This is a genomic window from Allobosea lupini (assembly GCF_900109525.1).
Taxonomy (GTDB): domain Bacteria; phylum Pseudomonadota; class Alphaproteobacteria; order Rhizobiales; family Beijerinckiaceae; genus Allobosea; species Allobosea lupini.
This window is the reverse complement of record NZ_FOAN01000010.1, coordinates 24,827-47,777: the sequence shown is the minus strand read 5'-3', so window position 1 is coordinate 47,777 and position 22,951 is coordinate 24,827. Positions and strand designations below refer to the sequence as shown.

21 protein-coding genes are annotated in these 22,951 nt (G+C 68.8%); 14 read left to right on the top strand and 7 right to left on the bottom strand.

Translation table 11 applies throughout. The features are described 5' to 3' along the window. Positions 1 to 21: 21 nt before the first annotated feature. From flgA to flgF, 3 genes are read right to left on the bottom strand one after another with little or no spacing between them, the layout of a single operon-like run. Entirely contained in the window at positions 22 to 1,053 is a 1,032-nt protein-coding gene (flgA, locus tag BMZ21_RS24410; protein WP_167561733.1) for a flagellar basal body P-ring formation chaperone FlgA, read from the bottom strand. A 15-nt stretch (positions 1,054 to 1,068) separates the two neighbouring features. Further along, complete coding sequence (gene flgG, locus BMZ21_RS24405) at positions 1,069 to 1,857, bottom strand: flagellar basal-body rod protein FlgG (RefSeq protein ID WP_091840892.1); 789 nt, start codon at positions 1,855 to 1,857, stop codon at positions 1,069 to 1,071. Between the two features lie 19 nt (positions 1,858 to 1,876). After that, the gene (gene flgF, locus BMZ21_RS24400; protein ID WP_091840890.1) at positions 1,877 to 2,620 is read right to left on the bottom strand and encodes a flagellar basal-body rod protein FlgF; all 744 of its coding nucleotides are present in this window, start codon (positions 2,618 to 2,620) and stop codon (positions 1,877 to 1,879) included. A 289-nt stretch (positions 2,621 to 2,909) separates the two neighbouring features. Here flgF and fliL point away from each other — a divergent pair, with 289 nt between their 5' ends. Genes fliL through BMZ21_RS24380 form a run of 4 tightly spaced genes read left to right on the top strand, consistent with a single transcriptional unit; the run spans position 2,910 to position 5,834 of the window. Next, the gene (fliL, locus tag BMZ21_RS24395; protein ID WP_091840888.1) at positions 2,910 to 3,425 is read left to right on the top strand and encodes a flagellar basal body-associated protein FliL; all 516 of its coding nucleotides are present in this window, start codon (positions 2,910 to 2,912) and stop codon (positions 3,423 to 3,425) included. Between the two features lie 30 nt (positions 3,426 to 3,455). Continuing rightward, entirely contained in the window at positions 3,456 to 4,577 is a 1,122-nt protein-coding gene (fliM, locus tag BMZ21_RS24390; protein ID WP_091840886.1) for a flagellar motor switch protein FliM, read from the top strand. Positions 4,578 to 4,593: 16 nt separating this feature from the next. Beyond that, the gene (locus tag BMZ21_RS24385; protein WP_091840884.1) at positions 4,594 to 5,040 is read left to right on the top strand and encodes a DUF6468 domain-containing protein; all 447 of its coding nucleotides are present in this window, start codon (positions 4,594 to 4,596) and stop codon (positions 5,038 to 5,040) included. Then, complete coding sequence (locus BMZ21_RS24380) at positions 5,037 to 5,834, top strand: MotE family protein (RefSeq protein ID WP_244543992.1); 798 nt, start codon at positions 5,037 to 5,039, stop codon at positions 5,832 to 5,834. Before BMZ21_RS24385 ends, BMZ21_RS24380 begins: the two co-directional genes overlap by 4 nt. 9 nt (positions 5,835 to 5,843) lie before the next feature. Here BMZ21_RS24380 and BMZ21_RS24375 read toward each other — a convergent pair whose 3' ends face one another. After that, positions 5,844 to 6,809, bottom strand: a complete 966-nt coding sequence (locus BMZ21_RS24375; RefSeq protein ID WP_167561732.1) for a Bug family tripartite tricarboxylate transporter substrate binding protein — start codon at positions 6,807 to 6,809, stop codon at positions 5,844 to 5,846. Between the two features lie 58 nt (positions 6,810 to 6,867). Continuing rightward, positions 6,868 to 7,629 (bottom strand): 2-amino-5-chloromuconate deaminase CnbZ, encoded by a 762-nt coding sequence (cnbZ, locus tag BMZ21_RS24370; RefSeq protein ID WP_091840877.1) that lies wholly within the window; start codon positions 7,627 to 7,629, stop codon positions 6,868 to 6,870. A 141-nt stretch (positions 7,630 to 7,770) separates the two neighbouring features. Here cnbZ and BMZ21_RS24365 point away from each other — a divergent pair, with 141 nt between their 5' ends. Beyond that, positions 7,771 to 8,715 carry a LysR family transcriptional regulator gene (locus BMZ21_RS24365; RefSeq protein WP_091840874.1) on the top strand — a complete coding sequence of 315 codons (945 nt, stop codon included), beginning with the start codon at positions 7,771 to 7,773 and terminating at the stop codon, positions 8,713 to 8,715. Between the two features lie 88 nt (positions 8,716 to 8,803). Further along, complete coding sequence (locus BMZ21_RS24360; protein WP_091840871.1) at positions 8,804 to 12,205, top strand: hypothetical protein; 3,402 nt, start codon at positions 8,804 to 8,806, stop codon at positions 12,203 to 12,205. Between the two features lie 9 nt (positions 12,206 to 12,214). Here BMZ21_RS24360 and fliP read toward each other — a convergent pair whose 3' ends face one another. Both fliP and BMZ21_RS24350 read right to left on the bottom strand, forming a co-directional pair. Continuing rightward, on the bottom strand, positions 12,215 to 12,973 hold the full coding sequence (gene fliP, locus BMZ21_RS24355) for a flagellar type III secretion system pore protein FliP (protein WP_244543991.1): 759 nt from the start codon (positions 12,971 to 12,973) through the stop codon (positions 12,215 to 12,217). 116 nt (positions 12,974 to 13,089) lie between these two features. Continuing rightward, entirely contained in the window at positions 13,090 to 14,484 is a 1,395-nt protein-coding gene (locus BMZ21_RS24350) for a flagellar biosynthetic protein FliO (protein ID WP_091840867.1), read from the bottom strand. Positions 14,485 to 14,703: 219 nt separating this feature from the next. On the opposite strand from BMZ21_RS24350, the gene flgB reads away from it, so the two are divergent. From flgB to BMZ21_RS24310, 8 genes are all read left to right on the top strand, one after another. Then, a complete protein-coding gene (gene flgB, locus BMZ21_RS24345) occupies positions 14,704 to 15,090 on the top strand; it encodes a flagellar basal body rod protein FlgB (protein ID WP_091840864.1) in 387 nt (128 codons plus the stop codon). Between the two features lie 11 nt (positions 15,091 to 15,101). Then, complete coding sequence (gene flgC / locus BMZ21_RS24340) at positions 15,102 to 15,512, top strand: flagellar basal body rod protein FlgC (protein WP_091840862.1); 411 nt, start codon at positions 15,102 to 15,104, stop codon at positions 15,510 to 15,512. Between the two features lie 79 nt (positions 15,513 to 15,591). Beyond that, on the top strand, positions 15,592 to 15,924 hold the full coding sequence (gene fliE / locus BMZ21_RS24335; protein ID WP_091840860.1) for a flagellar hook-basal body complex protein FliE: 333 nt from the start codon (positions 15,592 to 15,594) through the stop codon (positions 15,922 to 15,924). Between the two features lie 40 nt (positions 15,925 to 15,964). Beyond that, a complete protein-coding gene (gene fliQ, locus BMZ21_RS24330; protein WP_091840857.1) occupies positions 15,965 to 16,231 on the top strand; it encodes a flagellar biosynthesis protein FliQ in 267 nt (88 codons plus the stop codon). A 77-nt stretch (positions 16,232 to 16,308) separates the two neighbouring features. Next, complete coding sequence (gene fliR, locus BMZ21_RS24325; RefSeq protein WP_091840855.1) at positions 16,309 to 17,067, top strand: flagellar biosynthetic protein FliR; 759 nt, start codon at positions 16,309 to 16,311, stop codon at positions 17,065 to 17,067. Positions 17,068 to 17,079: 12 nt separating this feature from the next. After that, positions 17,080 to 18,147 carry a flagellar biosynthesis protein FlhB gene (flhB, locus tag BMZ21_RS24320; protein WP_091840852.1) on the top strand — a complete coding sequence of 356 codons (1,068 nt, stop codon included), beginning with the start codon at positions 17,080 to 17,082 and terminating at the stop codon, positions 18,145 to 18,147. Between the two features lie 84 nt (positions 18,148 to 18,231). Then, a complete protein-coding gene (gene cckA / locus BMZ21_RS24315) occupies positions 18,232 to 20,736 on the top strand; it encodes a cell cycle histidine kinase CckA (RefSeq protein ID WP_091840850.1) in 2,505 nt (834 codons plus the stop codon). A 96-nt stretch (positions 20,737 to 20,832) separates the two neighbouring features. Continuing rightward, on the top strand, positions 20,833 to 22,893 hold the full coding sequence (locus BMZ21_RS24310) for a caspase family protein (RefSeq protein ID WP_091840848.1): 2,061 nt from the start codon (positions 20,833 to 20,835) through the stop codon (positions 22,891 to 22,893). Positions 22,894 to 22,951: the final 58 nt, after the last annotated feature.

Here is a 22,951-nt window from a genome sequence, read left to right as displayed (position 1 = left end):
CCGCAACTTGAGCAATGGGGATCAGCGAGCGGCGGCGATCTGGCCGCCGCCATGCGGGCTGACATTGACGCGCCCGGGACCGGTGACGGTTCCCTGCAGCACGCGCTTCGACTGGATGTTGGTGATCGCGATGGTGTCGCCGACCGCGCCGGCTTCGCTGGCGCGCCCGCGCATACTGATCACGATGCCGCGCGCCTCGTAGAGGATGGTGACGATGTCGCCGCGCCCGACGACCTCCTCGCGCTGGACGTCGCCGCTGCGCAGCACCGAGCCGGCCATCAGGGTCCGCTTGGCGACCTTGCCGACCGCCGCCTTCATCTCGCCGAGCACGTCGTTGAACTGCGCATCGCGCGGCCGGCGCTCGACCGTGACGTCGGTGGGCTTGAGCGTCTCGCCGCGGGCGATGGTGCGCAGCGGCACCACCACTTCGGCCGTCTCGACCAGCTGGCCCGACACGCGCACCGGCTTCAGCCTGGTCGCGGCGCTTCCCGGCATGGTCAGCCGGCCGGTGACGCGGCGGGTGCGCGCATCGTAGTTCAGGTCGAGGGCCGCGAGGTCTCCGGTCAGTTCCGGCTCGACCACGACGGACGGCGCGCCACCGTCGAGCAGCAGCGCGAAGGCACGCCCGTCGAAGCCGAAACGCTCGAGCAGGGCCGATTTCACCGCGGCTTCGACATCGAGGCCGGTGATCCGGCGCGCCGCGCGGGTCACGACCACCTGGGCGACGCCCTGGCTGTCGAGATCCTGGGCATCGCGCAAGAGCCCGTGCTTCACCGCGGCGTCGACGATGCGGGCGACCTGGATGGTGCCGGTGTCGCCGAGCGCAGGCGCCCGGAAGGCCGGCAAGGCCGCATCCTGCGGCGAGAGTCCGGCGATAATGTCGCCGAAGCCGACGATGTCGCGCGACAGCGTGAGATCGGCCTTCAGCTTGAGCTTGGCGGCTGCAGCAGGCGCAGCCGTGGGTGCGCGCTCTTCGACCGGAGCCGGAGCCTGGGCGAGCGCCATGGCGGGAAACGCCGTCAGGGCCGCGACGATGAAAGCGGAGCGGATCATCTGGCTCATCCTCCGTCAGCGCATGATCTGGGTGGTGGACTGCATCATCTGGTCGGCGGCCGAGATGACCTTCGAGTTCATCTCGTAGGCACGCTGGGCCGCGATCAGCGAGGAGAGCTCGGTGACCGCCTGGACGTTGCCTTCTTCCAGATAGTTCTGCTGCAGCGTGCCGAAGCCTTCCTCGCCGCCGAGCCCGTCGATCGCCGGGCCGGAGCCGGCCGTCTCGACGAACAGGTTGTCGCCGATCGATTCGAGGCCGACCTTGTTGATGAAACGCGAGAGCTGAATCTGGCCGAGCTGCTGCGGCGCGGTCTGGCCGGGCAGGCTCACCTCGACGGTGCCCTGCGCGTTGATCGAGACGCCGGTCGCGTTGTTCGGGACGGTGATGCCCGGCTGGACGAGATAGCCGTCGCGGGTGACCAGCCGGCCCTGGCTGTCGAGATCGAACGAGCCGTCGCGCGAATAGGCGGTGCGCCCGTCCGGCATCTGGATGCGGAAGAAGCCCTCGCCGCGGATGGCGACGTCGTATTCCTTCTCCGTCGGGGACAGGTTGCCCTGGCTCATCACCCGCCCGGTCGAGGCGGTCTTGACGCCCGAGCCGACGAAGGTGCCGGCCGGAACCTGCGTATTCTGGTCCGAGGTCTGCGTACCGGCGCGGCGGACGTGCTCGTAGAGCAGGTCCTGGAAATGGATGCGCTGGCGCTTGTAGCCGGTGGTGCGGACGTTCGCGATGTTGTTGGAGATGACCTGGACGTTGAGTTCCTGGGCCATCATGCCGGTGGCGGCGGTGTAGAGTGCGCGCATGGATCAGGCTCCTTCCGCGTCAGGCTTGCTGATCGGCCAGGCGCGAAATCGCCTTGGCGCGTAGTTCGTCGGTCTTGCCCATCATCGCCGAGAGCGTCTGATAGGCCCGCTGGACCTCGACCAGCCGGGTCATCTCGACCACGGCCTTGACGTTCGAGCGCTCGATCGCTCCGGTCTCGAGCCGCGCCTGTGGCCCGGCGGGCTGGGCGGCAGCGGTCGAGGAGAACAGGTTGGCGCCGTCGCTGGCCAGCGCCCGGGGATTGTCGAAGCGCACGATCCGGAGCTTGCCGCGCTGGCCCTGGTCGGAGGTGACGGTGCCGTCGGTGGCGATGCGGGCATTGCTCTCGGTCGAGCCGAACACGATCGGCCCGCCATCGCCCATGACCGGCTGGCCGGCCTGGGTCACGAGCTGGCCGCGGCCGTTGATCTCGAGTGAGCCGGCACGGGTGTAGCGCTCGCCCTGCGCGCTCTGGACGACGAGGTAGTTGTCGCCCTGCAGGGCGACGTCGAGCGGGTTGCCGGTGCGCTCGATCATGCCGCCGGACAGGTCGATCGGCGTGCCCTTGTCGATGACATAGGAGAGCCGCCGATCCATGGTCGGAAAGGTGTCGGCCCGCGCCGTCGGCGAGATATACTCGGCAAAGCGGGCGGAACGGGCCTTGAAGCCGTTCGTGCCGACATTGGCGACGTTGTTGGCGATGACGTCGAGCTCGCGCGCCAGAGCCATCTGGCGCGACAGGCTGACGAGAAGCGCGTTTTCCACGGCTCCTGCTCCCGATCTGTCCCGTGGCCGCCCCGACGCTCCCCAGCGCGGTGGCCACGGCAAACAGGTGGCAAGCGACGTGCCAGCATGGTTAATCCGGACAAATTATTGATATCATTGAAGATAGATTGAAAGCGGGCCTTCACCACCGCTGGACGGAAACCGCCCGCGCGGCAGAAACGACCCGGCAAGAATTGCCGCCCTTAACGGGCCGTTAACCGTGATCGGGCGAAGGTTAACGCCAGAGAGACGGGCCGGGGCGGCGCCCGTCCCGAGTGGGCGGGCCGAGATGGCGAAGAAGGCGAACAAGGACGAGGAAGCCGCTGAGGGCGGCGCCGATGAGGCGCCGAAGTCCGGCAAGAAGAAGCTCGTCATCATCGGCGGCGCCCTGGCGCTCGTCGCCGCGCTCGGCGGCGGTGGCTGGTTCTTCTTCCTCCAGAAGAAGCCGGCCGACGACGTGACCGCCGAGCAGGCTGCCGCGGCCGCCAAGAAGCTGATCACCTTCGTCGAGATGAAGGACATGATGATCGGCATCAGCGCCGGCCCGCAGCAGGACCGCCAGCCGATCGTCAGGATCAAGGTCGCGCTCGAGATCGCCGATCCCAAGACCGCCGACCAGGTCAAGCCGCTGCTGCCGCGCGTCGAGGACGCCTTCCAGGTCTTCATGCGCGAATTGCGCCCCTCCGACCTCGACGGCTCGGCCGGCATGTACCGCCTGAAGGAAGAGCTGCTGCGCCGGGTCAACGTCACCGTCTACCCGGCCAAGGTCGACGCCGTCCTCTTCAAGGAATTGCTGCTGCAATAGCGGCAGCCCGATCGCGCAAAGCAGACCGCCATGGCCAACGACGATCTCGAAGACAAGGACAAGGTTCCGCTGACGCCGGAAGGCATGGCGGCCGAGTGGGCCACCATGTCCGACATCATCGAGGACGATGGTAGCGAGGCAGAGGCCAATATCGATCGCCTGATGAATCAGGAAGAGATCGATACCATGCTCGGCTTCTCCATCGGAGATGACGGCAAGGGCGGCCGCAACGGCATCCAGGCGATCGTCGATTCGGGCTCGGTCACCTATGAACGCCTGCCGATGCTCGAGATCATCTTCGAGCGTCTGGTCCGCCTGCTTTCCACCAGCCTGCGCAACCTGTTCAGCGACAATGTCGAGGTGACGCTGGAAGGCATCCGCTCGGTGCGTTTCGGCGACTACATCAACTCGATCTCGCTGCCGGCGATGCTGGCGGTGTTCAAGGCCGAGGAATGGGACAATTTCGGCCTCGTCACCATCGAGTCCGCCCTCACCTATTCGGTGCTCGACACCATGCTCGGCGGCAAGCGCGGCCAGGCGGCGGCACGCGTCGACGGACGCCCCTTCACCTCGATCGAGATGAGCCTGCTGCGCCGCGTGATCGGCGTCGTGCTCAGCGATGCCGAGGCAGCCTTCCGGCCGCTCTCGCCGGTGAACTTCAGAATCGACCGGATCGAGTCCAATCCGCGCTTCGTCTCGATCTCGCGCCCGGCCAATGCCGCGATCCGCGTCGAACTGCGCTTCGACATGGAAGGACGCGGCGGCTCGCTCCATCTGCTCCTGCCCTACGCCACCATCGAACCGATCCGTGAGCTGCTCCTCGAGAGCTTCATGGGTGAGAAGCTCGGGCGCGACCCGATCTGGGAAAACCACCTCGCCACCGAGGTCTGGCAGGCGGACGTCGCCGTGAAATGCGTCCTCCACGAATGCACCATGCCCCTGAAGCGGGTGATGAAGCTCGAAATCGGCGACACGCTGATGTTCGACGCCCGTCCCGATTCGGTCGCTTCGCTGCGCTGCGGCGAGTTCATCGTCAGCGAGGGCCGGATCGGCCGCGTCGACGACAAGATCGCCGTCCAGGTCGTCAGCCCGCTGCGGCGCTCCAAGACGACCATGGCCGCCTTCGACACCAGCCATCTCAGCCCGACCTGATCAGGGAGACCAGCCCATGACCATCACCCTGATCGCCGATGCCCTGGTCGCCTGCCTGCTGGTCGCCACCATCGTCACCTGCTTCGTGCTCTCCAAGCGCATCGAGCGGCTGAAGGCCGATGAGAGCGCGATGCGCCAGACCATCGGCGCGCTGATCTCCGCCACCGACACGGCCGAGCGCGCCATCGCCGGCCTGAAGCTGACGCTGGGCGATTGCGATCGCACCCTCGCCGAGCGCCTGCAGACCGCCGAGCGCTATGCCGCCGACCTCGCCCAGCAGATCGAGGCCGGCCAGACCGTGATGGAGCGCATCGGCCAGATCGTCAGCGCCGCGACCATGGTCGCGCCCAAGGCCGAGCCCGTCGCGGAAAAGCCCGCCCTCTCCCGCATGGCCAGCACCGCCGACGCGGCCGCCGCGATCCGCGCCCGCGCCGCCCGCAGGCTCGAGGGCCAGGCTGCGTGATCCAGACGCCCCGCCTCATCCCGGCCGTCATCCTCGGCGCCATGGGCCTCCTGGCGCTGAAGCTGCTCGCCTGGTCGGGGGAGCCCTATCCGGGGAAGGTGCCCGCCAGCGCCCCGGTGTTCACCGCGAAGCCGGAGAAGGAGGCCGGGGGCCTCGCCAGGATCATCGCCAAGGCCCATCAGCCCGACCTGTTGATGGACCCCGAGACCACCGGCACGATCGACCCGCCGAAACCGAAGGCCTTGCCCGAGGAACAGGCCAAGCGCGACGCCAATCCCAGCAACAAGGCGGGGCTGATGAACGGCACCGCCCAGCCGGTCTCGCCGGCCGAGAAAGCCCTGCTCGAACGCCTCGGCCAGCGCCGCGACGAAATCGAGGCGCGCATGCGCGAGCTCGACATGCGCGAGAAATTGCTCGATACGGCCGAAAAGAAGCTCGGCGGCCGGGTCGATGACCTCAAGGCGCTGGAAGATAAGGTCGAAGGCCCGCGCAAGCAGGAGAGCGAGGCCAATCAGGCGGTCAAGAACCTGGTGATCATGTACGAGACGATGAAGCCGAAGGACGCCGCCCGCGTCTTCGACCGGCTGGCGCTCGACATCCTGGTTCCCGTCGTCCAGCAGATGAGCCCGCGCAAGATGTCGGACGTGCTCGCGGCCATGTCGCCGGAAGCAGCCGAGCGCCTTACCGTCGCCCTCTCGGTGCGCGGCCGCCCTGCTGTCGCCACCGAGCGCGCTCCGGCCCCGACGCCGGCCGGCAACGAGTTGCCGGCGATCGAGCCCGCGCCGAAGCGCTGACCCCGCCCGTCACTGCTGGACGGTGATGCCGCTCTCCTTGATGATCGTCGCATAGGTCGCAACGTAGCGGTCGATCACCTTTTCGAACTCGGCGCCTGGCCGTGCCAGCACCGTGAAGCCCAAGCCTTGCAGGCGCTCGCGCACATCAGGGCGCGCCAGGGCCGTGAGCCAGGCGCGCTCCAGCGCCTCGCGGGCAGCCGACGGCGTGTCGCGGCGGACCATGATGCCGAACCAGCTGTCCGACAGCAGGCCCGGCAGGCCGAGCTCGGCGAAGGTCGGGATATCAGGCAATTCCCGCACCCGCTGCTCGGAGGTGACCGCGAGCGCGACGAGCTTGCCCTCCGCGATCGGCTGCACGACATCGGGCAGGTTGCTGAGCGCGAAATCGATCCGGCCGGCGTAGAGGTCGACGAAAAGCTGCGAAGTCCCGTTATAGGGCGCGTGCACCGCCTTGCCGCCGACGAGCCGCAGGACATGCTCGGCACCCAGATGCGGCGAGGTGCCGATCCCCGGCGAGCCATAGGTCATCGATCCCCCACCGTCGCGCAGATGCTTCACGAAGCCGGCCCAGTCCACCTTCAGCGCCGGCGCGACCGTCAGCACATGCGGCACCACCGTCGCCTGCACCACCGGGACGAAGGCGCGCTGCCAATCCGCGGTTCGTGTCCGCAGCGTGATGTTCGCCGCGAAACTGTTGGCGATCATCAGCATGGTGTGCCCGTCGGGCGGCGATTTCAGCGTCTCGGCGCCGGCGATGACCGTCGCCGCTCCCGCGATGTTCTCGACCACGACGCTCTGGCCGAGCGTGTCCTTGAGGCTCTCCTGCGCCAGCCGCGCCACCGGATCCATCGAAGTGCCCGGCGTGAACGGCAGGATGAGACGCACCGGCCGTTCCGGCTTCCAGACAGACTGTGCCTTTGCCAGCGTCGGCAGGGTCAATCCCGCCAGGAGAAGCGCACGTCGATCGAGCACCATCGGGACCGTCTCCACTTGACCGTTCGATTTCTGGCAACGCATCACATCACTGTGGCGATCAGGCAGACGCCTCGATTACGATCTCCCGCGGCAGGCCGCGCACATCCATCTCGTAGTCGAGCACCGCCACCGGCGGCCGCGAGAAGTGCCAGGTGACGGCGCGGCCCAGGCTGGTAATCGGCAGGAGGACATCCGCCAGCAGCGGATGAATGTCGCGGATCGTGTAGATGTTCGCGACCGTGGCATCCCGCCAATCGTGGCCGAGCCCGGCGAGGCGACGCTCCATCTCACCCATCACCCATTTTGCCTTGGCCCGCACGCCCTCGGGCGAGGCGTCACCCGGCCGGATCGTACCCTGGGCGTAGCTCGCGCCGCCTTCGGGCGCCTCGCCGCTGCCCGCCACCACGAAGCTCGCCTTCGCCGCGGCATCCGGAACGGTATAGCTGAAGGCGTGCAGCGAGACGGTCTCCGGCTTGTCGATCTCGGGGCAGATATTGGTGCGGGCGACCGGATTCACCTGCCCCTGGAGGATGCCCCATCGATCGAGCCGCGACGCATAGAGCCGGTTGAAGGCGTCGAAGCCGCCTTCCGAGAAGGGCTCCGGCGAGCGCAGCTCGCAGGCGCAGAGCGCCGTGAGCGGCCGGTCGATCCGCTCAAGATGCGCCTCGATCAGCGCAAGGCCCTTGTCCAGCGCAACCGGGCTCGCCAGTTGCGCCCGCTCGATGCGGAAGCCCGGCTCGGCCGCGACCCCGCCGGAATACTGATAGACGGCCGGGATGAACCTGTAGCTGCCGTCCTGGCTGGTGCGGGTGGAGTACATCGGGTCGGTTCCTTGCCTGGTTTTCCTAGTGGTAGAGGGCGGGCAGGCGGCTCAGCCAGTGCGGTTTCGCGGAGAGTTCGTTGCCGATCCGGCAACGCTCATCTACGGTCCAGACCCTCGCATCGACCGCGGCCAGTTGCCATGTCGCTCACCCGCTATCGCTATTTCGCGCTCGTCGCCGATCACGGTTCGATCCGCGAGGCGGCCGATGCGCTGAGCGTCGCGCCCTCGGCGATCAGCCGCCAGATCGCCAGCCTCGAGGAGGAGTACGGCACGGCCCTGTTCGAGCGCAGGGCCCGCGGCATGCGGCTGACCACGGCGGGAGCGGCCGTGCTGGAGACGGCCCGTACCATCCTCGACAGCGTCCAGACCGCGCGCGCCGCGGTCGACGAGCTCCAGGGCATGAAGCGTGGGCATGTCCGCGTCTGGACGGTCGAGGGCGCGATGGACGATTTCGTCTATCCCGCGCTTGCCGAATTCTCGGCCGCCCATCCATCGGTGAGCTTCGACATCATGGTGGCGAGTTCAGACCAGCTGGTGCAGCGCCTGCTCGACGACGAGGCCGAGGTGATCGTCGCGTTCAATCCGATCCTGCATCGCAGCGTGCTCTCGCTCGCCGAGATCGCCGACGCACTGGTCCTTGCCGCCCATCCCGGCGATGCCGTCGCTGGGCGGCACTCGGTCAGGATCGCGGAGATCGGCGAGATGCGCCTTGCCCTGCCCGACCGGACCTTCGGCCTGCGCCGCCTCGTCGACGACATGGTCGCGGCCAGTGGCGTCGCGCTCAAGCCGGCGCTGGTCACCAACTCGATCCAGTCGCTGCGCTCCTTCGCGCGAGCCGGCCTCGGCGTCAGCGTCCTGACGCGCTGTGCGACGCGGCGCGACGTCGTCGAAGGACGCCTGGTCGCCGTTCCGCTCCAGGGTCGCAATCTGCGCAAGGCCTGCCTCAAGATCTGCGTGCGCAACGGCCGCACGCTGTCGCCAGCGGCGCGGGCCCTGTCGCGGCACCTGGCGCGCAGTGCGCGGACCTACTCGATAGGTCATATCCAGGGAGCGGCGCCCTCTCCAGACGCGGCCCTTCCTTAACCCCCCGTTATCCTTGACGGGCTAGCCTCCGCGCAGGTTGGAGCAGCCTGTCGCCGCTCTTCCTATCGCGTCGGGTTGAGTAGCGGTCGTGCGTATCCTGCGGTCCCTGAGCTTCGGCATCGGCCTGGCGGCGTTGAGCCTCGCTGCCGGCTTTGCCGCGCCGGCAACGGCTGCCACCGCGACCTTGCGGGGCGAAGCCATGCGCGCCGGCTTCGGCCGCATCGCCTTCACCTTCGACGAGCCGGTGACCACACGGGTCCGCACCGCCAACGGCGTCGTCGTGATCGGCTTCAGCCAGCCGGTGAAACTCGATCCGAGCCGGCTTGCCGGCGAGCTGCCGGCCTATGTCTCCGTGATCAGGATCGACCCCGACGGGCGCGGCCTGCGCCTGGCGCTCGCCCGCCCCTATCGCGCCAATCTGCTCGAAGCCGGCGACAAGGCCTTTGTCGACCTGCTGCCCGAGAACTGGACCGGCCAGTTGCCCGGTCTGCCGCCCGAGGTCCTGGCCGAGCTCACCCAGCGCCTGCGCCTGGCCGAGGCGCGCGCCCGCGAGATCGCCCGCATGCCGGTTCCGGCGCCGAAGCCGCTCGGCTTCCGGACCGCCCGGCTGCCGACGCTCGACCGGCTGATGTTCTCGGCGCCGCCCGAAGCCATGCTCACCTCCGGCCTCGATGACGGCAAGCTGACGCTGAGTTTCGACCAGGCGCTGGCGGTGACGCCGTCGGAGATCCGCAGCCTGCTCCCAGCCGACTTCACGCTGGAGAAGGCGACGATCGCGGACGACCGCACGCAACTCGTCTTCAGCGTGCCGAAGGACCGCCAGCTCCGCAGCTTCCGCGACGAGGCCGGCTGGACCGTCGACCTGCCTCACCCCGGCGCCGCCAACCCGCTATCGCTGGCCGATCTTCAGGCTGCGGCGCCGGCCGAAGCCAAGGCGGCGGACCCCAAGGCTCCCGACCAGAAGACCGCGGGGGCGCCGCCGTCTCCCGCTCCGAAAACCGAGACGCCGGCGGCCCAGCCCAAGCCCGCGGTCGCCATCGCGGCGGGCGGCCCTCCCCGCGATGTCGAGATCGCCTCTGCCGTCGACGGCGATGGCGGTCGCATCGATTTCCGCTTCTCGCGGCCGACAGGCGCCGCCGCCTTTACCGAACCGGGCCGGATCACGCTCGTCTTCGACACGCGCGACACGCTCGATCCCGACAAGCTCAAAGGCGTGCTGCCGGCGCTGATCGAAGGCGTCACCGTCACGCGCGAGGCCAAGGTCACCCTCGTCAGGCTGAAGACGCGCCGCCAGCAGATCGTGCGGCTTTCCGACGACGGCCCGCAATGGTCGCTGAGTTTCGGCGACAAGGCCGGCAAGCCGGCCGGCGCCCTCACGCCCCGCCGCGACGCCGACGAGCGCGGCCAGACCATCGTCGCTGTACCGGTGCCGGGCCTGACCGGCGTGCACTGGCTGGAGAACAGCGAAGGCGGCCCCAGTCTCGCCGTCGCGACTGCGCTCGGGCCGACTCGGGCGGTCGCCAAGCCCTATCGCTTCCTCGAGTTCGGCCTGCCGCAGAGTGCCCATGGTGTCGTCGTCAGCGCTGTCGCGGATGATCTTGCCGTGCGCGCCGACACCGACGAGGTCCGGATCGGCCGGCAGACCGGGCTGATCGTCAGCCTCGACACGGACAAGCCGAAAGAGGCGGAGAAGAAGGGCGAACAGGCACCGGCCCGCCCGCTGCTCGACAGCGAGGCCTGGTCGGCCCTGCACACCCCTGAGATCCGCGACCGCACCGCCGCCATGCTGCGTGACACAGCCGGTGCTTCGCGTGGCCGCAAATCCGAAACCCGCCTGGCACTGGCTCGTTTCCTTGCCGCCAACGGCATGCTGCCGGAAGCCGCCGGCCCCTTAAATGCGCTGCTGACTGACGATGCGTCGATGCGTGGCAATCGCGAAGCGTTGTTCCTGCGCGGCCTAATCGCCACCCGCATGCATCGCAGCGCCGAGGCGCTGAAGGCGTTCGACGCGGCGCCGATCCGCGACGAGGCCGAGACCGGGCTCTGGCGCGCGCTCTCGGAACAGAGGCTCGGCCGCAATGCCCAGGCGCTCGCCGGCTTCCGCCGGGCCGAAGGCATCCTCGACCGCTATCCCGCCGACCTCCAGGCCGAGTTCCGCCCGGCGATGGCCCGGGCCGCATTCGCCAGTGGCGAGACCACGGTGGCGGAAAAGCAGATCGGCCGCCTCGCCGACATGCCGGAGGAGCTGGTCAATCCCGAGGAGCTGGCGCTGCTGCGCGCCAGGCTCGACGACGTCAGCGGTCGGCCGGAGGCGGCGATCAACGGCTACAAGCCGCTCTTCGATGCGAAGACGAGGCCGATCGCAGCGGAGGCGCAGTTGCGCGCCGTCCAGCTCGCCCGCGCCGAGAAACGCGCGGATTTCTCGGCCGACGAAGCCATCGCCCGGCTCGAGACCGTCTCGGCGATCTGGCGGGGCGGCGAGATCGAGATCGAGGCCCTGGCCGAGCTCGGCCGCCTCTATGCCGAGCGACAGCGCTGGCGCGACGCCTTCCAGACGGCGCGGCGCGCCACCGAGGTCTTCCCGGAACATCCGGCGACGCGGCTGCTGCACGACGAGACCGCCCAGCGCTTCGAGGCGCTGTTCAGCGATCCCGATCTGGAGAAGCTGCCGCGGCTCGAAGCCCTGGCGCTGTTCTACGACTTCAAGGACTACCTGCCGATCGGCCGGCGCGGCGACGAGATCACCCGCCTGCTCGCCGACCGGCTGGTCGAGCTCGATCTGCTCGACCAGGCCAGCGAGATCTTGCAGTACCAGATGGACCGCCGCCTGACCGGCGCCGCGCGCTCAACCGTCGCGACACGGCTCGCCATGATCCGGCTGATGAACGGCAAGCCGGCGGAGGCGCTGCAGGCGATCGTCTCGACCCGGCTCGCCGAATTGCCGGCCGATGTGAAGCGTGCCCGCCTGCTGCTGGAATCCAAGGCGCTCTCCGACCTGTCGCGCACCGACCAGGCGCTCGATCTGCTAGAAGGTGAGAGCGGCCCCGAGGTCGACCGGCTGGGCGCCGACATCCTCTGGAACGGCCGGCGCTGGCGCGAGGCCGGCGAGGCGCTGGAGCGCATCCTCGGCGAGAGCTGGCGCGGCCAGGCGCCGCTCGGCGACGGCGAGCGCGCCGACGTGATGCGCGCCGCGATCGGCTATGTCATGGCGGACGAGGCGCTCTCGCTCGACCGGCTGCGCACCAAGTTCGCCGCCAAGATGGCGCAGGGCGCCGACGCCAGGCTGTTCGGCTTCGTCACAGGTGCCAGCCGGGCCAGTGCCGCCGATATCCGCGAAGCCGCGCGCGCCGCCGCCGGTTCCGACACGATGAGCGATTTCCTCAAGGAGTACCGCAAGCGCTACCCGGCCTATTCCAGCACCGTGCGCGAGCGGCGGAAACCGGCTGAGACCGATGCCGCCAATGCCGGGCCAAGGCCGGGGCAGGGCTGAGCGGATGCTTCAGCTGCCGTAACTCTTCACCAGCGAGCCGGCAACCAGTCCCCAGCCGTCGACCAGCACGAAGAAGATCAGCTTGAACGGCAGCGCCACCGTCACCGGCGGCAGCATCATCATGCCGACCGACATCAGGATCGACGCGACCACGAGGTCGATGATCAGGAAGGGCACGAACAGCAGGAAGCCGATCTCGAAGGCGCGCCTGAGCTCCGAGATCATGAAGGCCGGCACCAGCACCTGGATCTGGATGTCTTCCGGGCGCTCCGGCTTCGGCTCGCGCGACATCTCCATGAACAGCGCCAGGTCCTTCTCGCGCACATGCTTCAGCATGAACTCGCGGAACGGCACGATGCCGCGCTCGAACGCCTCCTGCGGCTGCATCTGCCCGGCGATCAGCGGCGCACCTGCGACGCGATAGGCCTCCTTCAGGGTCGGCGCCATCACGAAGCCGGTCAGGAACAGCGAGAGCCCGATGATCACCGCATTGGGCGGTGCGGTCTGGGTGCCGAGCGCCGAGCGCAACAGCGACAGCACCACGGCGATGCGGGTAAACGAGGTCACCATGATCAGGATCGACGGCGCCAGCGACAGCACCGTGATCGCGGCGATCAGCTGCAGCGCCCGCTCGGTGACGCCGCCCTGGCCGAGATCGAGCGAGAGGGTCTGGGCCTGCGCCACGGCGGCGATCCCGAGCGCGCCGAGCCCGGCTGCGAACGCCGCCAACCAGCGCAGTCTGCGTCCCGTGGGTATCCGCCTGCCCATCATCCGTCCCCGCCCGAATCACGGCGCGGGCAGGAGGAACGCTAGAGCAAGGCTCACTGCCGGGCGAAGAGGGTTTCGGCGGCTATCCCCCGGCGCCTTCGCACCGGGGAACAGGCTCAGCCCTTCGGCTTGGGATCGCGCCCGAGCAGGCGGGCGAATTCGGCCTCGATCGCATCGACCGAGAACGGATCGTCCTCGGGCGGCTTGGCGGCCGCCTTCGGCTCGTCGGCAGGCTTGGCCTCGACAGGCTTCGCGTCGGCAGGCTTTGCATCCGCCGGCTTGGTTTCCGCCGACTTTGCTTCCGTGGACTTGGCTTCCGTCGACTTGGACTCCGCAGGCTTTACCTCGGCCGGCTTGCCTTCGGCAGGCTTCTGCTCGTTCGGCTTGGGCTGGTTCTTGCCCTGCCCTTCGGCCTTGGCGGCGTTCTCGACCGCGCCGAGCACGTCGTCGAAGACGGGCGTGAACTTGCCGGGCTTGTCCGCTTCCGAGACCGATACCGGCAGCACCTGCTCCTTCGCCGGCTCAGGCTTTTTCTCGTCCAGCTTCACCGGCGCGGGAGCGGGCGGCTTCGGCGGCGCGAAGACCGGCGGGGCGACCAGCGGCGCCTCAGACGCGGCCGGACGCGCCGGCGCAGGCTTCAGCCCCAGCGCCATTTCGAGCTCGGCTTCCATGTCGAGTGCCGGACGCGCCGGCCCGGGTGTCGGCGCCGGAGGCTTGACGGGAGCCTGCTGTACCGGAGGAGCAGGCGGCGGCACGACGGGCTTGGGCGCCGGCGGCGCCTCGGGCTCGGTGCGCGCAGGAGTGGAGCCGGGCCGCACCGCCGAGAACGGACGCTTCAGCGCTTCTTCGAGCTGGCGGGCCATGTCGCCGAGCTCGCTGGCGCTGGCGGAAGGAGCGGGATCGCGCGCCAAAGTCGCGCCGATTCCGGCACCAGCGCCCGCGGCGACGGCCGGAGGAATCGCGTTTGGCGCCTGGGCCGGCCGCGGCGGCTGCGGTTGAACCGGAGGCTGGACGACTGCGCGCGGCGGAGCCGGGGGCGGCGGCGAGACCGGCCGCGGCGGCGGCACGGGATCGACCGGTACCGCCGGAGCCGTCACCGGCGGAGGCGACGCCGGCCGGGTGTCTTCGGCGGGCTGCGGGCGCGATTCGGGCTCGAACGCCAGCGGACGTTCCGCCAGGCCTTCGCTCGGCAGGGGCGCCGCGACGCGTCCGCCGCTCCGCACGATGTTGGTCTCGACAACCACGTCGGAGGCGCCGCCGATCATCACGAGGTGCTCGACATTGTCGCGCCGCACCAGGATCAGCTGGCGCTGCCGGTCGAGATCGTAGACGTCGACCACGCCGAGGCGCGGCTGGCGCGTGCGGCCTCCGCCCTGCCCCTTGAACTTCAGCCGACCACCGCTCATGCGCCGCAGGAAGAAGCCGAGCAGCGCGACCAGGAGCAGCACCACGGCGAAGGCGATGATCCAACGCAAGCCGGAGGAAAGTTCGAAGCCAAACAGAGTCTGCAAGGTCTGCCTCATGAAGCGACGCGACAGCCGCCGACCGCTCTTTGTAAGGGCGATCAGGCGGATAGACGGAGCTGGCTATATCATAAGCCCCGCCAGTTCGGGAAACATGGTTAGCGGATGGTTAACCCCATCGTGCAGATCCCTGTGAATTAACCCGGTATTAACCATGCACCCGGCAATAATTTCCCACTTCGGCAGGAGCCGACGGGAGATTGCGGCATGGCGAACAACGGCCTTGGCCTGATGGGGGCGCTGAAGACGCGGATGCACTGGCACCAGGCGCGCCAGAAGCTGCTCGCCGAAAACGTCTCCAATGCCGATACGCCGCGCTTCAAGCCGCATGACCTGCGTGCCCCGTCCCCGGCCGGCAATGGCGGCGTGACGCTGGCGCAGACCTCGCCGCAGCATCTGGGCCTTTCCGGCCAGAACGGCGGCTTCGACCCGCGCGATCCCAAGCGCTTCGAGACCACGCCGAGCGGCAACAGCGTCAATCTCGAGGACGAGATGATGAAGGTCGCGCAGAACCAGTCCGACTATCAGCTCGCCGCCTCGCTCTACAGCAAGAGCCTCGGGCTGATGAAGATCGCGATCGGCAAAGGCCGGTAAGGAGCCTCATCATGGACCTGCTCAAGAGTCTCGCCGTCGCCGCTTCCGGCCTGAAGGGCCAGGCCGGCCGCATGCGCGTCATCGCCGAGAACCTTGCCAACGCCGATTCGTCGCCGGAGCGCGCCGGCACCGACCCCTATCGGCGAAAGATCGTGACCTTCCAGGGCAAGCTCGACCGCGAGCTCGAAGCCCAGGTCGTCGAGCTCGGCCGCGTCAGCCGCGACCGCAGCGACTTCCGCAGCAAATACGATCCCGGTCACCCCGCGGCCGACGCCAGCGGCCAGGTCAAGCTGCCCAACGTCAACTCGCTGATCGAGACGATGGACATGCGCGAAGCCCAGCGCAGCTACGAGGCGAACCTAAACGTCATCTCGTCCACGCGCCGGATGATCCAGCGCACCATCGACATCCTGCGCGCCTGACGCGCCAGCGCGCTTTCCGTTCGGCTGACGGCAGCCGAGCGAGAGGAGTTCGCGCCAATCACTCAGCGGAGCCAAACCGATGACCACTTCGAGCTTTGCCGCCGGCGCCTATGCCTCGATGCAGGGAATGGGCACGAGCGCCCTGTTGAAGAAGCCGGCCTCGGTCGGCGGCCTCGACGGCGCCGGAGCCGGCCTGCCCGATTTCTCCTCGCTGGTCAGCAAGGCGCTGGATTCGACGGCGCAGAGCGCCCGCCAGGCCGATACCCAAGTCGGTAAGGTCGCCGCCGGCCGCTCCGACGTCGTCGACGTCGTCACCGCAGTGGCCGAGAGCGAGGCGGCGATCGAGACGCTGGTGGCCGTACGCGACCGCGTCATCGCCGCCTATGAGGAAATCATGCGGATGCCGGTCTGACGCCGCCATCCCCCGAACGCGAAAAACGGAACGCAAGCTGATGACCTCCGGAGCCATCCTCGACGTCGCCCGCGACGGCATCGTCGTCTTCCTCAAGGCCGGCGCGCCGCTGATGCTGATCGCGCTCGTGGTCGGCCTCGTCGTCTCGCTTATTCAGGCGCTGACCCAGATCCAGGAGCAGACCCTGGTCTACGTCCCCAAGATCATCGCTGTCTTCGCCGCCTTGCTGCTGTTTTTGCCGTTCATGGGCGATGCTCTGGCGGGTTATATGGGCAGGGTCGCCGTCCGAATCGCCACGGGCGAATGAGTCCAGCGCCAGCCAGCGCCTCCTCGTCGTGGAGTCCGGCCGGCGCGCCTTGCTGGCGCGGGAGCCGGGTCCGCCCGATGCAGATCTCCGTTCTGCCCGAGATCAGCGCATTGTTCGTGCTGGTCTTCGCGCGCGTCGGCACGCTCGTCATGCTGATGCCGGGGATCGGCGAGCGCCTGATCCTCTCGCGCGGCCGGCTCGCCCTCGCCTTCTTCGTCGCGCTCGTGATCCTGCCGATGGCGCGCGGCACGATCACGATTCCCCAGACCCCGGCGGCCCTGGGCGGGCTCTTGATCAGCGAGATCCTCGTCGGGCTCGTCATCGGCGCCAGCGCGCGCCTGCTGATGGGGGCACTCCAGACCGCAGGTTTCATCATCGCCCAGACGCTCGGCCTCGGCTTTGCCGTCACCGTCGACCCGACCGGCGGCCTGCAGAACCCCTCGCTCGCCAACTTCCTCTCGATGCTCGGCATCACGTTGATCCTGGCGGCCGACCTGCATCATCTGGCCCTCGCCGCCATCCATGAGAGCTATCGCCTGCTGCCGCCCGGCGGCTTCCCCGAAATCGGCGACGTGATGACGCTCGCGGTCAAGGCGATGGCGCAGGGCTTTTCGATCGCGGTGCAGATCTCGGCGCCGTTCATCGTCTTCGGCCTGCTGTTCAATCTCGGCCTCGGCGTGCTGGCGCGGCTGATGCCGCAGCTCCAGGTCTTCTTCCTCGCTGTCCCCGCCTCGATCCTTGGCGGCATGCTGGTGCTGCTGGCCTCGGTCGGGGTGATGATGGGCGTCTTCCTCGACGATCTCGGCGCCTTCCTGCGCCAGTTCATCGGCCTGTAAGGACACAGAGCGATGGCGGGAGACGTCGAGAACGAAGATCGCACAGAAGAACCGACCCAGCGAAAGCTCGACGAAGCCGTCGAGAAGGGCGACGTCGCGAGATCCCAGGAGATCGGCACCTTCTTCGTGCTCTGCGGCTTCACCCTGGCGCTGCTGGTCGCTGCCGGCAGCTCCGCCCGGGACGCCACGCTCTCGCTGCGCTCTTTCCTCATGAACGCCCATCAGGTCTCGGACGATGCGGGCGCGCTCTTCCACGTGACCAGCAAAGGCGTGATGACGGGCTTTGCCATCATGGCCCTGCCGCTCGGCTTTATCCTCATCGCCGCCTTCGTCGGCGCCCTGATCCAGCACAAGCCGCTCTGGACCACCGAGCCGATGATGCCGAAATTCGATCGGATCTCGCCGATGGCCGGCGCCAAGCGCATCTTCGGCAAGGAGGCCTGGGTCAATTTCGCCAAGGGCCTCGCCAAGATCCTGGTGGTCGGCGTCGGCGTCTGGATCGTGCTCTGGGGCGAGCGCGACCGTCTGCAGGGCTTTGCCCAGATGGACGTGCACGCGCTGTTGCCCGCCGTGCTCGTGCTGACGATCAAGCTGATGGCCGGCGTGCTCGCGATCTTCGCCGTCATCGCCATCGGCGACTTCGGCTACCAGCGCTTCACCTGGTACCAACGCCAGCGCATGACCAAGCAGGAGCTGAAGGACGAATACAAGAACACCGAAGGCAATCCGGAGGTGAAGGCCAAGCTCAGGCAGTTGCGTGCCCAGCGCGCGCGCTCCCGCATGATGGCGCAGGTCCCCAAGGCGACGGTGATCATCACCAACCCGACGCACTACGCCATCGCCCTGCAATACGAGAACGGTCAGGGCGCACCGCTCTGCCTCGCCAAGGGCGTCGATGCGATCGCACTCAAGATCCGCGAGGTCGCCGGCGAGCACCGCATCCCGATCGTCGAGAACCCGCCTCTGGCCCGCGCGCTATATGCCACCGTCGACGTCGACGATGAAATTCCTGTCGAACACTACCAGGCGGTGGCCGAAGTGATCGGATACGTCTTGCGCCTGAAGCGTCGGCGCGCCTAACTCGCTGGTCGGGCACATCTCTCTACGCTATGCCCGGCGCCGACCCATCACCGACGGGCGACTGAAGGAAACGGACCCGCTGCAATGAGCGCAAGCACGGCACCGAGCGCGATCGACCGCTCCGACCGGCCCGGCCATGTCGGCATCATTCTTTTGGTTGCGGGCCTCCTGGTCGGCGCCGCGATCGCGCTCGGCTTCATCGCCAATGAATGGGCGCAGCCGCTTATCCTCGGCCTGCTCGCCTTGCTCTCGGTCGTCGGGGTGTTCTGCCTGTTCGCCTTCGCGATCGGGCTGGTCCAGTTCGCCGGGCGCTCGGCCCGCAACGACCTCACCAAGGCGATCGTCGACAGCGCCGAGGACGGCGTCGTCGTCACCGAGGGTGAGAATCGCATCGTCTACGCCAACGAGGCCTACCTCGCCTTCGCCGGCGCTCGCAACGCCAGCGAGATCGCCCCGGTCGAGCGCTTGTTCAAGGGCCGCGCCGAGGTCTCCGAGGCGATCTACCGCCTCGCCACCGCCGCCCGCGCCGGCCGCCGCCTCTCCGAGGAGATCCGGCTCGAACCGGCGCTGAACGAGCGCGGTGCCGTCGGCTGGTACCGGGTGCGCGTCACGCCGATCACCCGCGCCGGCCGCCCGGCCTGCAAATGGAGCGTCGCCGACGTCACGCCGGAGCGCGAGCGCCAGGAAAACGCCTTCCAGGAATTGCAGCACGCGATCGACTATCTCGACCACGCGCCGGCGGGCTTCCTCTCGATCGACGCCGACAGCGAAGTGCCCTACCTCAACGCCACGCTGGCCGGCTGGCTCGACTATGATCTCGCCCGCTTCGGCTCCGGCGGCCTGCAGCTCGACGATATCGCCTCGCCCAACGCCGCAGCATTGATCCAGGCCATTCGCGGCCAGCCCGGCGATGTCCGCATCGAGGTGCTCGATGTCGACCTGCGCCGCCGCAACGGCCAGTCGCTACCGGTCCGGCTGCACCACCAGGTCGCCTTCGGCCAGGACGGGCGCGCCGGCGCCTCGCGCACCCTCGTGCTCAATCGCGCCGCCGGCGAAGCAGGGGCCGACCGCCACACCGATGCCGAAGCGCGCTTCGCCCGCTTCTTCCATGCGACGCCGATGGCGATCGCGACCGTCGACCGCCACGGCGCGATCCTGCGCTCGAACGCGTCCTTCGCCCGCCTGATGCAAGGCCAGAACCAGCCAGCGACCATCCAGGAGCTGGTCAATGGCAACGGCGCCTTCGCTCAGGCCTTCGACGCGGCGCTCGCCGGCAAGGGCGAGATCGCCCCGCTCGACGTGGCGCTCGCCGGCGAGGACGGCCGCTCGGCAAGGCTCTACCTATCGCCGGTTCCGGCCAGCGAGGACGCCGATGGCGAGCGCGCCATCGTCTATGCGCTGGAGACTACGGCCGAGCGCAAGCTCAAGGACAATATGGACCAGGCCGGCAAGATGCAGGCGGTCGGCCAGCTCGCCGGCGGCATCGCGCACGACTTCAACAACGTGCTGCAGGTCATCATCAACGCCTCGGAATTCCTGCTCGCCAGCCACAAGCCGACCGACCCGTCCTTCCCGGACATCATGCAGATCAAGCAGAACGCCTATCGGGCGGCCTCCCTGGTCCGGCAATTGCTCGCCTTCTCGCGTCGCCAGACGCTGCGCCCGCAGGTTCTGGCGCTCGGCGACGTGCTCTCCGACCTCTCGCTGATGCTGAAGCGCGTCGTCGCCGACAAGATTTCGCTCGACGTCCGCCAGGGCCGCGATCTCTGGCCGGTCAAGGCCGATCTCGGCCAGCTCGAGCAGGTCGTGGTCAACCTCGCCGTCAACGCGCGCGACGCCATGCCCAATGGCGGCAAGCTCCAGGTCCGCACCCGCAACGTGCCGGCGGCCGAGATCGGCGAGCTCGGCTACGACGCCCTCCCCGCGACTGATTACGTGCTGCTCGAGGTGGAGGACAGCGGCACCGGCATCTCGCCGGAGCATCTGGAGAAGATCTTCGAGCCGTTCTTCACCACCAAGGATGTCGGCAAGGGCACAGGCCTCGGCCTGTCGATGGTCTACGGCATCGTCAAGCAGACCGGCGGCTTCGTCTTCTGCGATTCCGTCGTCGGACGCGGCACCAATTTCCGCATCTTCCTGCCGCGTTACATCCCGACCGAAGAGGACATCGCCGCCGAGGCCGCAGCTAGGGAAGCCCCGAAGAAGGCTGCCGCCGACCATACCGGCGCGGGCGTCATCCTGCTGGTCGAGGACGAGGACGCGGTGCGCGCGCTCAACGCCCGCATGCTGGTCTCGCGCGGCTACACCGTCCACGAGGCCGCCTCGGGCGTCGAGGCGCTCGACCAGTTCCAGAAGCACGAGGGCAAGATCGACCTCGTCATCTCCGACGTGGTCATGCCCGAGATGGACGGCCCGACCCTGCTCGGCGAACTGCGCAAGCGCAGCCCGACGACCAAGGTCGTCTTCGTTTCCGGCTATGCCGAGGAGGCCTTCCGCAAGAACCTGCCGGAAGGGGAGGATTTCCACTTCCTGCCCAAGCCGTTCACGATGAAGCAGCTCGTCGAGACGGTGAAGGCGGCGATGGCCTGAGCATAGAGACCGTCGCAGCCTCTACCCACAAGCGGATATTGCACTGACCGCGCCAACAGCTAAAACATGTTCATTACATAAGCTGGACTCGCGGCCGTGCCGACATCCCGACAGATCTCTTTCCGATTTCTGCTGGTCGCGCTGACCTTCCTCTGCGGCCTGGCAGGCGCCGTCGCAGCCGAGACGGGCGAGCGGCGCGTCGCGCTGGTCATCGGCAATTCGGCCTATCGCGCCGCTCCGGCTTTGCCCAACCCCGGCAACGATGCGCAGGATGTGGCGGCGGCGTTGAGGGCTGTCGGCTTCGAGGTCATCGAGGGGCGCGATCTCGACCGTCGCGGCATGGGCGAGGCCCTCGGCCGCTTTGCCCGCGCCGCCGATGGCGCCGACGCCGCCCTTTTCTTCTATGCCGGCCATGGCCTGCAGTTTCGCGGCGAGAACTTCCTGCTGCCGGTCGACAGCGCGCCGAGCGACGAATTCTCCATCCCCTACGAAACGACCCGGGTCGCCGATGTCATCGATGCGCTGCAGAACGCCAAGGGCGTGCGCCTGCTCATCCTCGACGCGTGCCGCAACAACCCGCTGGCCGACCGGATCACCAGCTCGGGCCGCTCGCGGGATTCGTCGATCGGCCGTGGCCTTGCCCGCATCGCCCAGAACCGGGGCATGGTCGTCGCATACGCGACGCAGGCGAACGATGTCGCCGCGGATGGCAAAGGCCGCAACAGCCCCTTCAGCGCCGCGCTTGTCGAGCAGCTGGCCGAGCCGGGGCTGGAGGTGGGCCAGCTCTTCCGGCGCGTCGCCGCCGGCGTGAACCAGCGTACCGGTGGCCGCCAGACGCCGGAACTCTCGATCTCCCTGCTCGGCGACTTCTATTTCAACCGCAGCGAAACCGACCAGCAGGCCTGGGCCAAGCTGCGCGACAGCCAGGACGGCCCGGCACTGCGCGATTTCGTCGCGCGCTTCCCGAAGAGCTATCTGGCCGATGCCGCGCGCGCCCGGATCGAGGCCGTCGAGCGCGCCCAGCGCGAGGAGGCGCTACGCCGCCAGCTCGCGACCTACGAGGAAGAGCGGCGCAAGGCCGCCGCGGCGGCCGAGAGCGCGCGCCAGGCCGAAGCCGCCCGCCTGGCCGCCGCCAGGGCTGAGCAGGACCGGCTGGCTGCGGCCCAGGCCGAGCAGCGCCGCAAGGCCGAGGAGGACGCGGCCAGGCAGCAGGCCGAGCAGCGCCGCAAGCTCGACGAGCGCCTGGCGCAGCTCGAAGCCGACAATCGCAAGGCTCAGGCCGAACTGGCGGCGCGGACGGACGATCAGGCACGCCGCGCCCGGGACGACAAGGAGCGCGAGCGTCAGGCTCTCGAACGGGAGCGCCTCTCCCTCGCCCAGACCGAGAAGCTCAAGGCGGCGGAGACCGACGCCAACCGCCAGAAGCAGGACGAGGACCGCCGCATCGCCGAAAGGCTCGCCAAGCTGGAAGAGGAAAACAAGCGCGCTGCCGCCGAACTCGCGGCGAGGCTCAAGGCCGAGCAGGAGATTCGCGAGGCCGGTGAGCGCGAGCGCATCAGGCTCATGGCCGAGCTGGAGGCCGAGCGGCGGCGCGCCACCGAGGAACTGCAGCGTGTCCAGAGCGCGGCTGCGGCGGCTCCGGCGCGCCCCGACGAGGGCCCGCGCCTGGCCGCCTTGCCCGGTGGTGCGCTGGAGCTAGCCAAGGCGCCGGCGGTGATCGACCTGGCCGGCCTGACGCGCACGATCAACCTCGAGCTCGGCCGCGTCGGCTGCTACAGCGGCAAGCCGGACGGCGAATGGACGAGCAAGGCCACCAGCCGCGCCGTCCGCGAGTTCGCGCGGCTCGCCAATCTCGATGTTCCCGGCACCCCGACCACCGACTTCCTCGACATCCTCAAGCGCCAGAGCGGCCGCATCTGCCCGCTGACCTGCACGGCACGGCAGGTCGAGCGCGACGGCGTCTGCGTCGCCAAGAGCTGCCCGCGCGGCGAGCGGCTGGATTCGGACGGCGACTGCGTCGCGCCCAAGCCCAAGCGCGTCGCGCAGGAGCGCTCCGTCCGCCCGGCGGCCGCGCGCCCGCCCGCTCCGGCCCGTGCGCCCGCCCCTGCCGCACGCGGACGCTGCTTCAACTTCAACGGCCAGTCCTTCTGCGAATGAGCGCGCGGGCGAGGCGCGCCGGGGCCGGACGCTGCCGCGCACTCGGACCTCTGACGAC

Excerpts from the sequence above, each read along its gene's own strand:
- BMZ21_RS24375 (WP_167561732.1), bottom strand. The coding sequence starts at position 6,809 with ATGGTGCTCGATCGACGTGCGCTTCTCCTGGCGGGATTGACCCTGCCG.
- fliR (WP_091840855.1), top strand. The coding sequence starts at position 16,309 with ATGCAGATCTCCGTTCTGCCCGAGATCAGCGCATTGTTCGTGCTGGTC.
- flgB (WP_091840864.1), top strand. The coding sequence starts at position 14,704 with ATGGCGAACAACGGCCTTGGCCTGATGGGGGCGCTGAAGACGCGGATG.
- flgA (WP_167561733.1), bottom strand. The coding sequence starts at position 1,053 with ATGATCCGCTCCGCTTTCATCGTCGCGGCCCTGACGGCGTTTCCCGCC.
- flgC (WP_091840862.1), top strand. The coding sequence starts at position 15,102 with ATGGACCTGCTCAAGAGTCTCGCCGTCGCCGCTTCCGGCCTGAAGGGC.
- cckA (WP_091840850.1), top strand. The coding sequence starts at position 18,232 with ATGAGCGCAAGCACGGCACCGAGCGCGATCGACCGCTCCGACCGGCCC.
- fliL (WP_091840888.1), top strand. The coding sequence starts at position 2,910 with ATGGCGAAGAAGGCGAACAAGGACGAGGAAGCCGCTGAGGGCGGCGCC.
- fliM (WP_091840886.1), top strand. The coding sequence starts at position 3,456 with ATGGCCAACGACGATCTCGAAGACAAGGACAAGGTTCCGCTGACGCCG.
- BMZ21_RS24385 (WP_091840884.1), top strand. The coding sequence starts at position 4,594 with ATGACCATCACCCTGATCGCCGATGCCCTGGTCGCCTGCCTGCTGGTC.
- BMZ21_RS24365 (WP_091840874.1), top strand. The coding sequence starts at position 7,771 with ATGTCGCTCACCCGCTATCGCTATTTCGCGCTCGTCGCCGATCACGGT.
- flgG (WP_091840892.1), bottom strand. The coding sequence starts at position 1,857 with ATGCGCGCACTCTACACCGCCGCCACCGGCATGATGGCCCAGGAACTC.
- flhB (WP_091840852.1), top strand. The coding sequence starts at position 17,080 with ATGGCGGGAGACGTCGAGAACGAAGATCGCACAGAAGAACCGACCCAG.
- fliP (WP_244543991.1), bottom strand. The coding sequence starts at position 12,973 with ATGGGCAGGCGGATACCCACGGGACGCAGACTGCGCTGGTTGGCGGCG.
- fliQ (WP_091840857.1), top strand. The coding sequence starts at position 15,965 with ATGACCTCCGGAGCCATCCTCGACGTCGCCCGCGACGGCATCGTCGTC.
- fliE (WP_091840860.1), top strand. The coding sequence starts at position 15,592 with ATGACCACTTCGAGCTTTGCCGCCGGCGCCTATGCCTCGATGCAGGGA.
- cnbZ (WP_091840877.1), bottom strand. The coding sequence starts at position 7,629 with ATGTACTCCACCCGCACCAGCCAGGACGGCAGCTACAGGTTCATCCCG.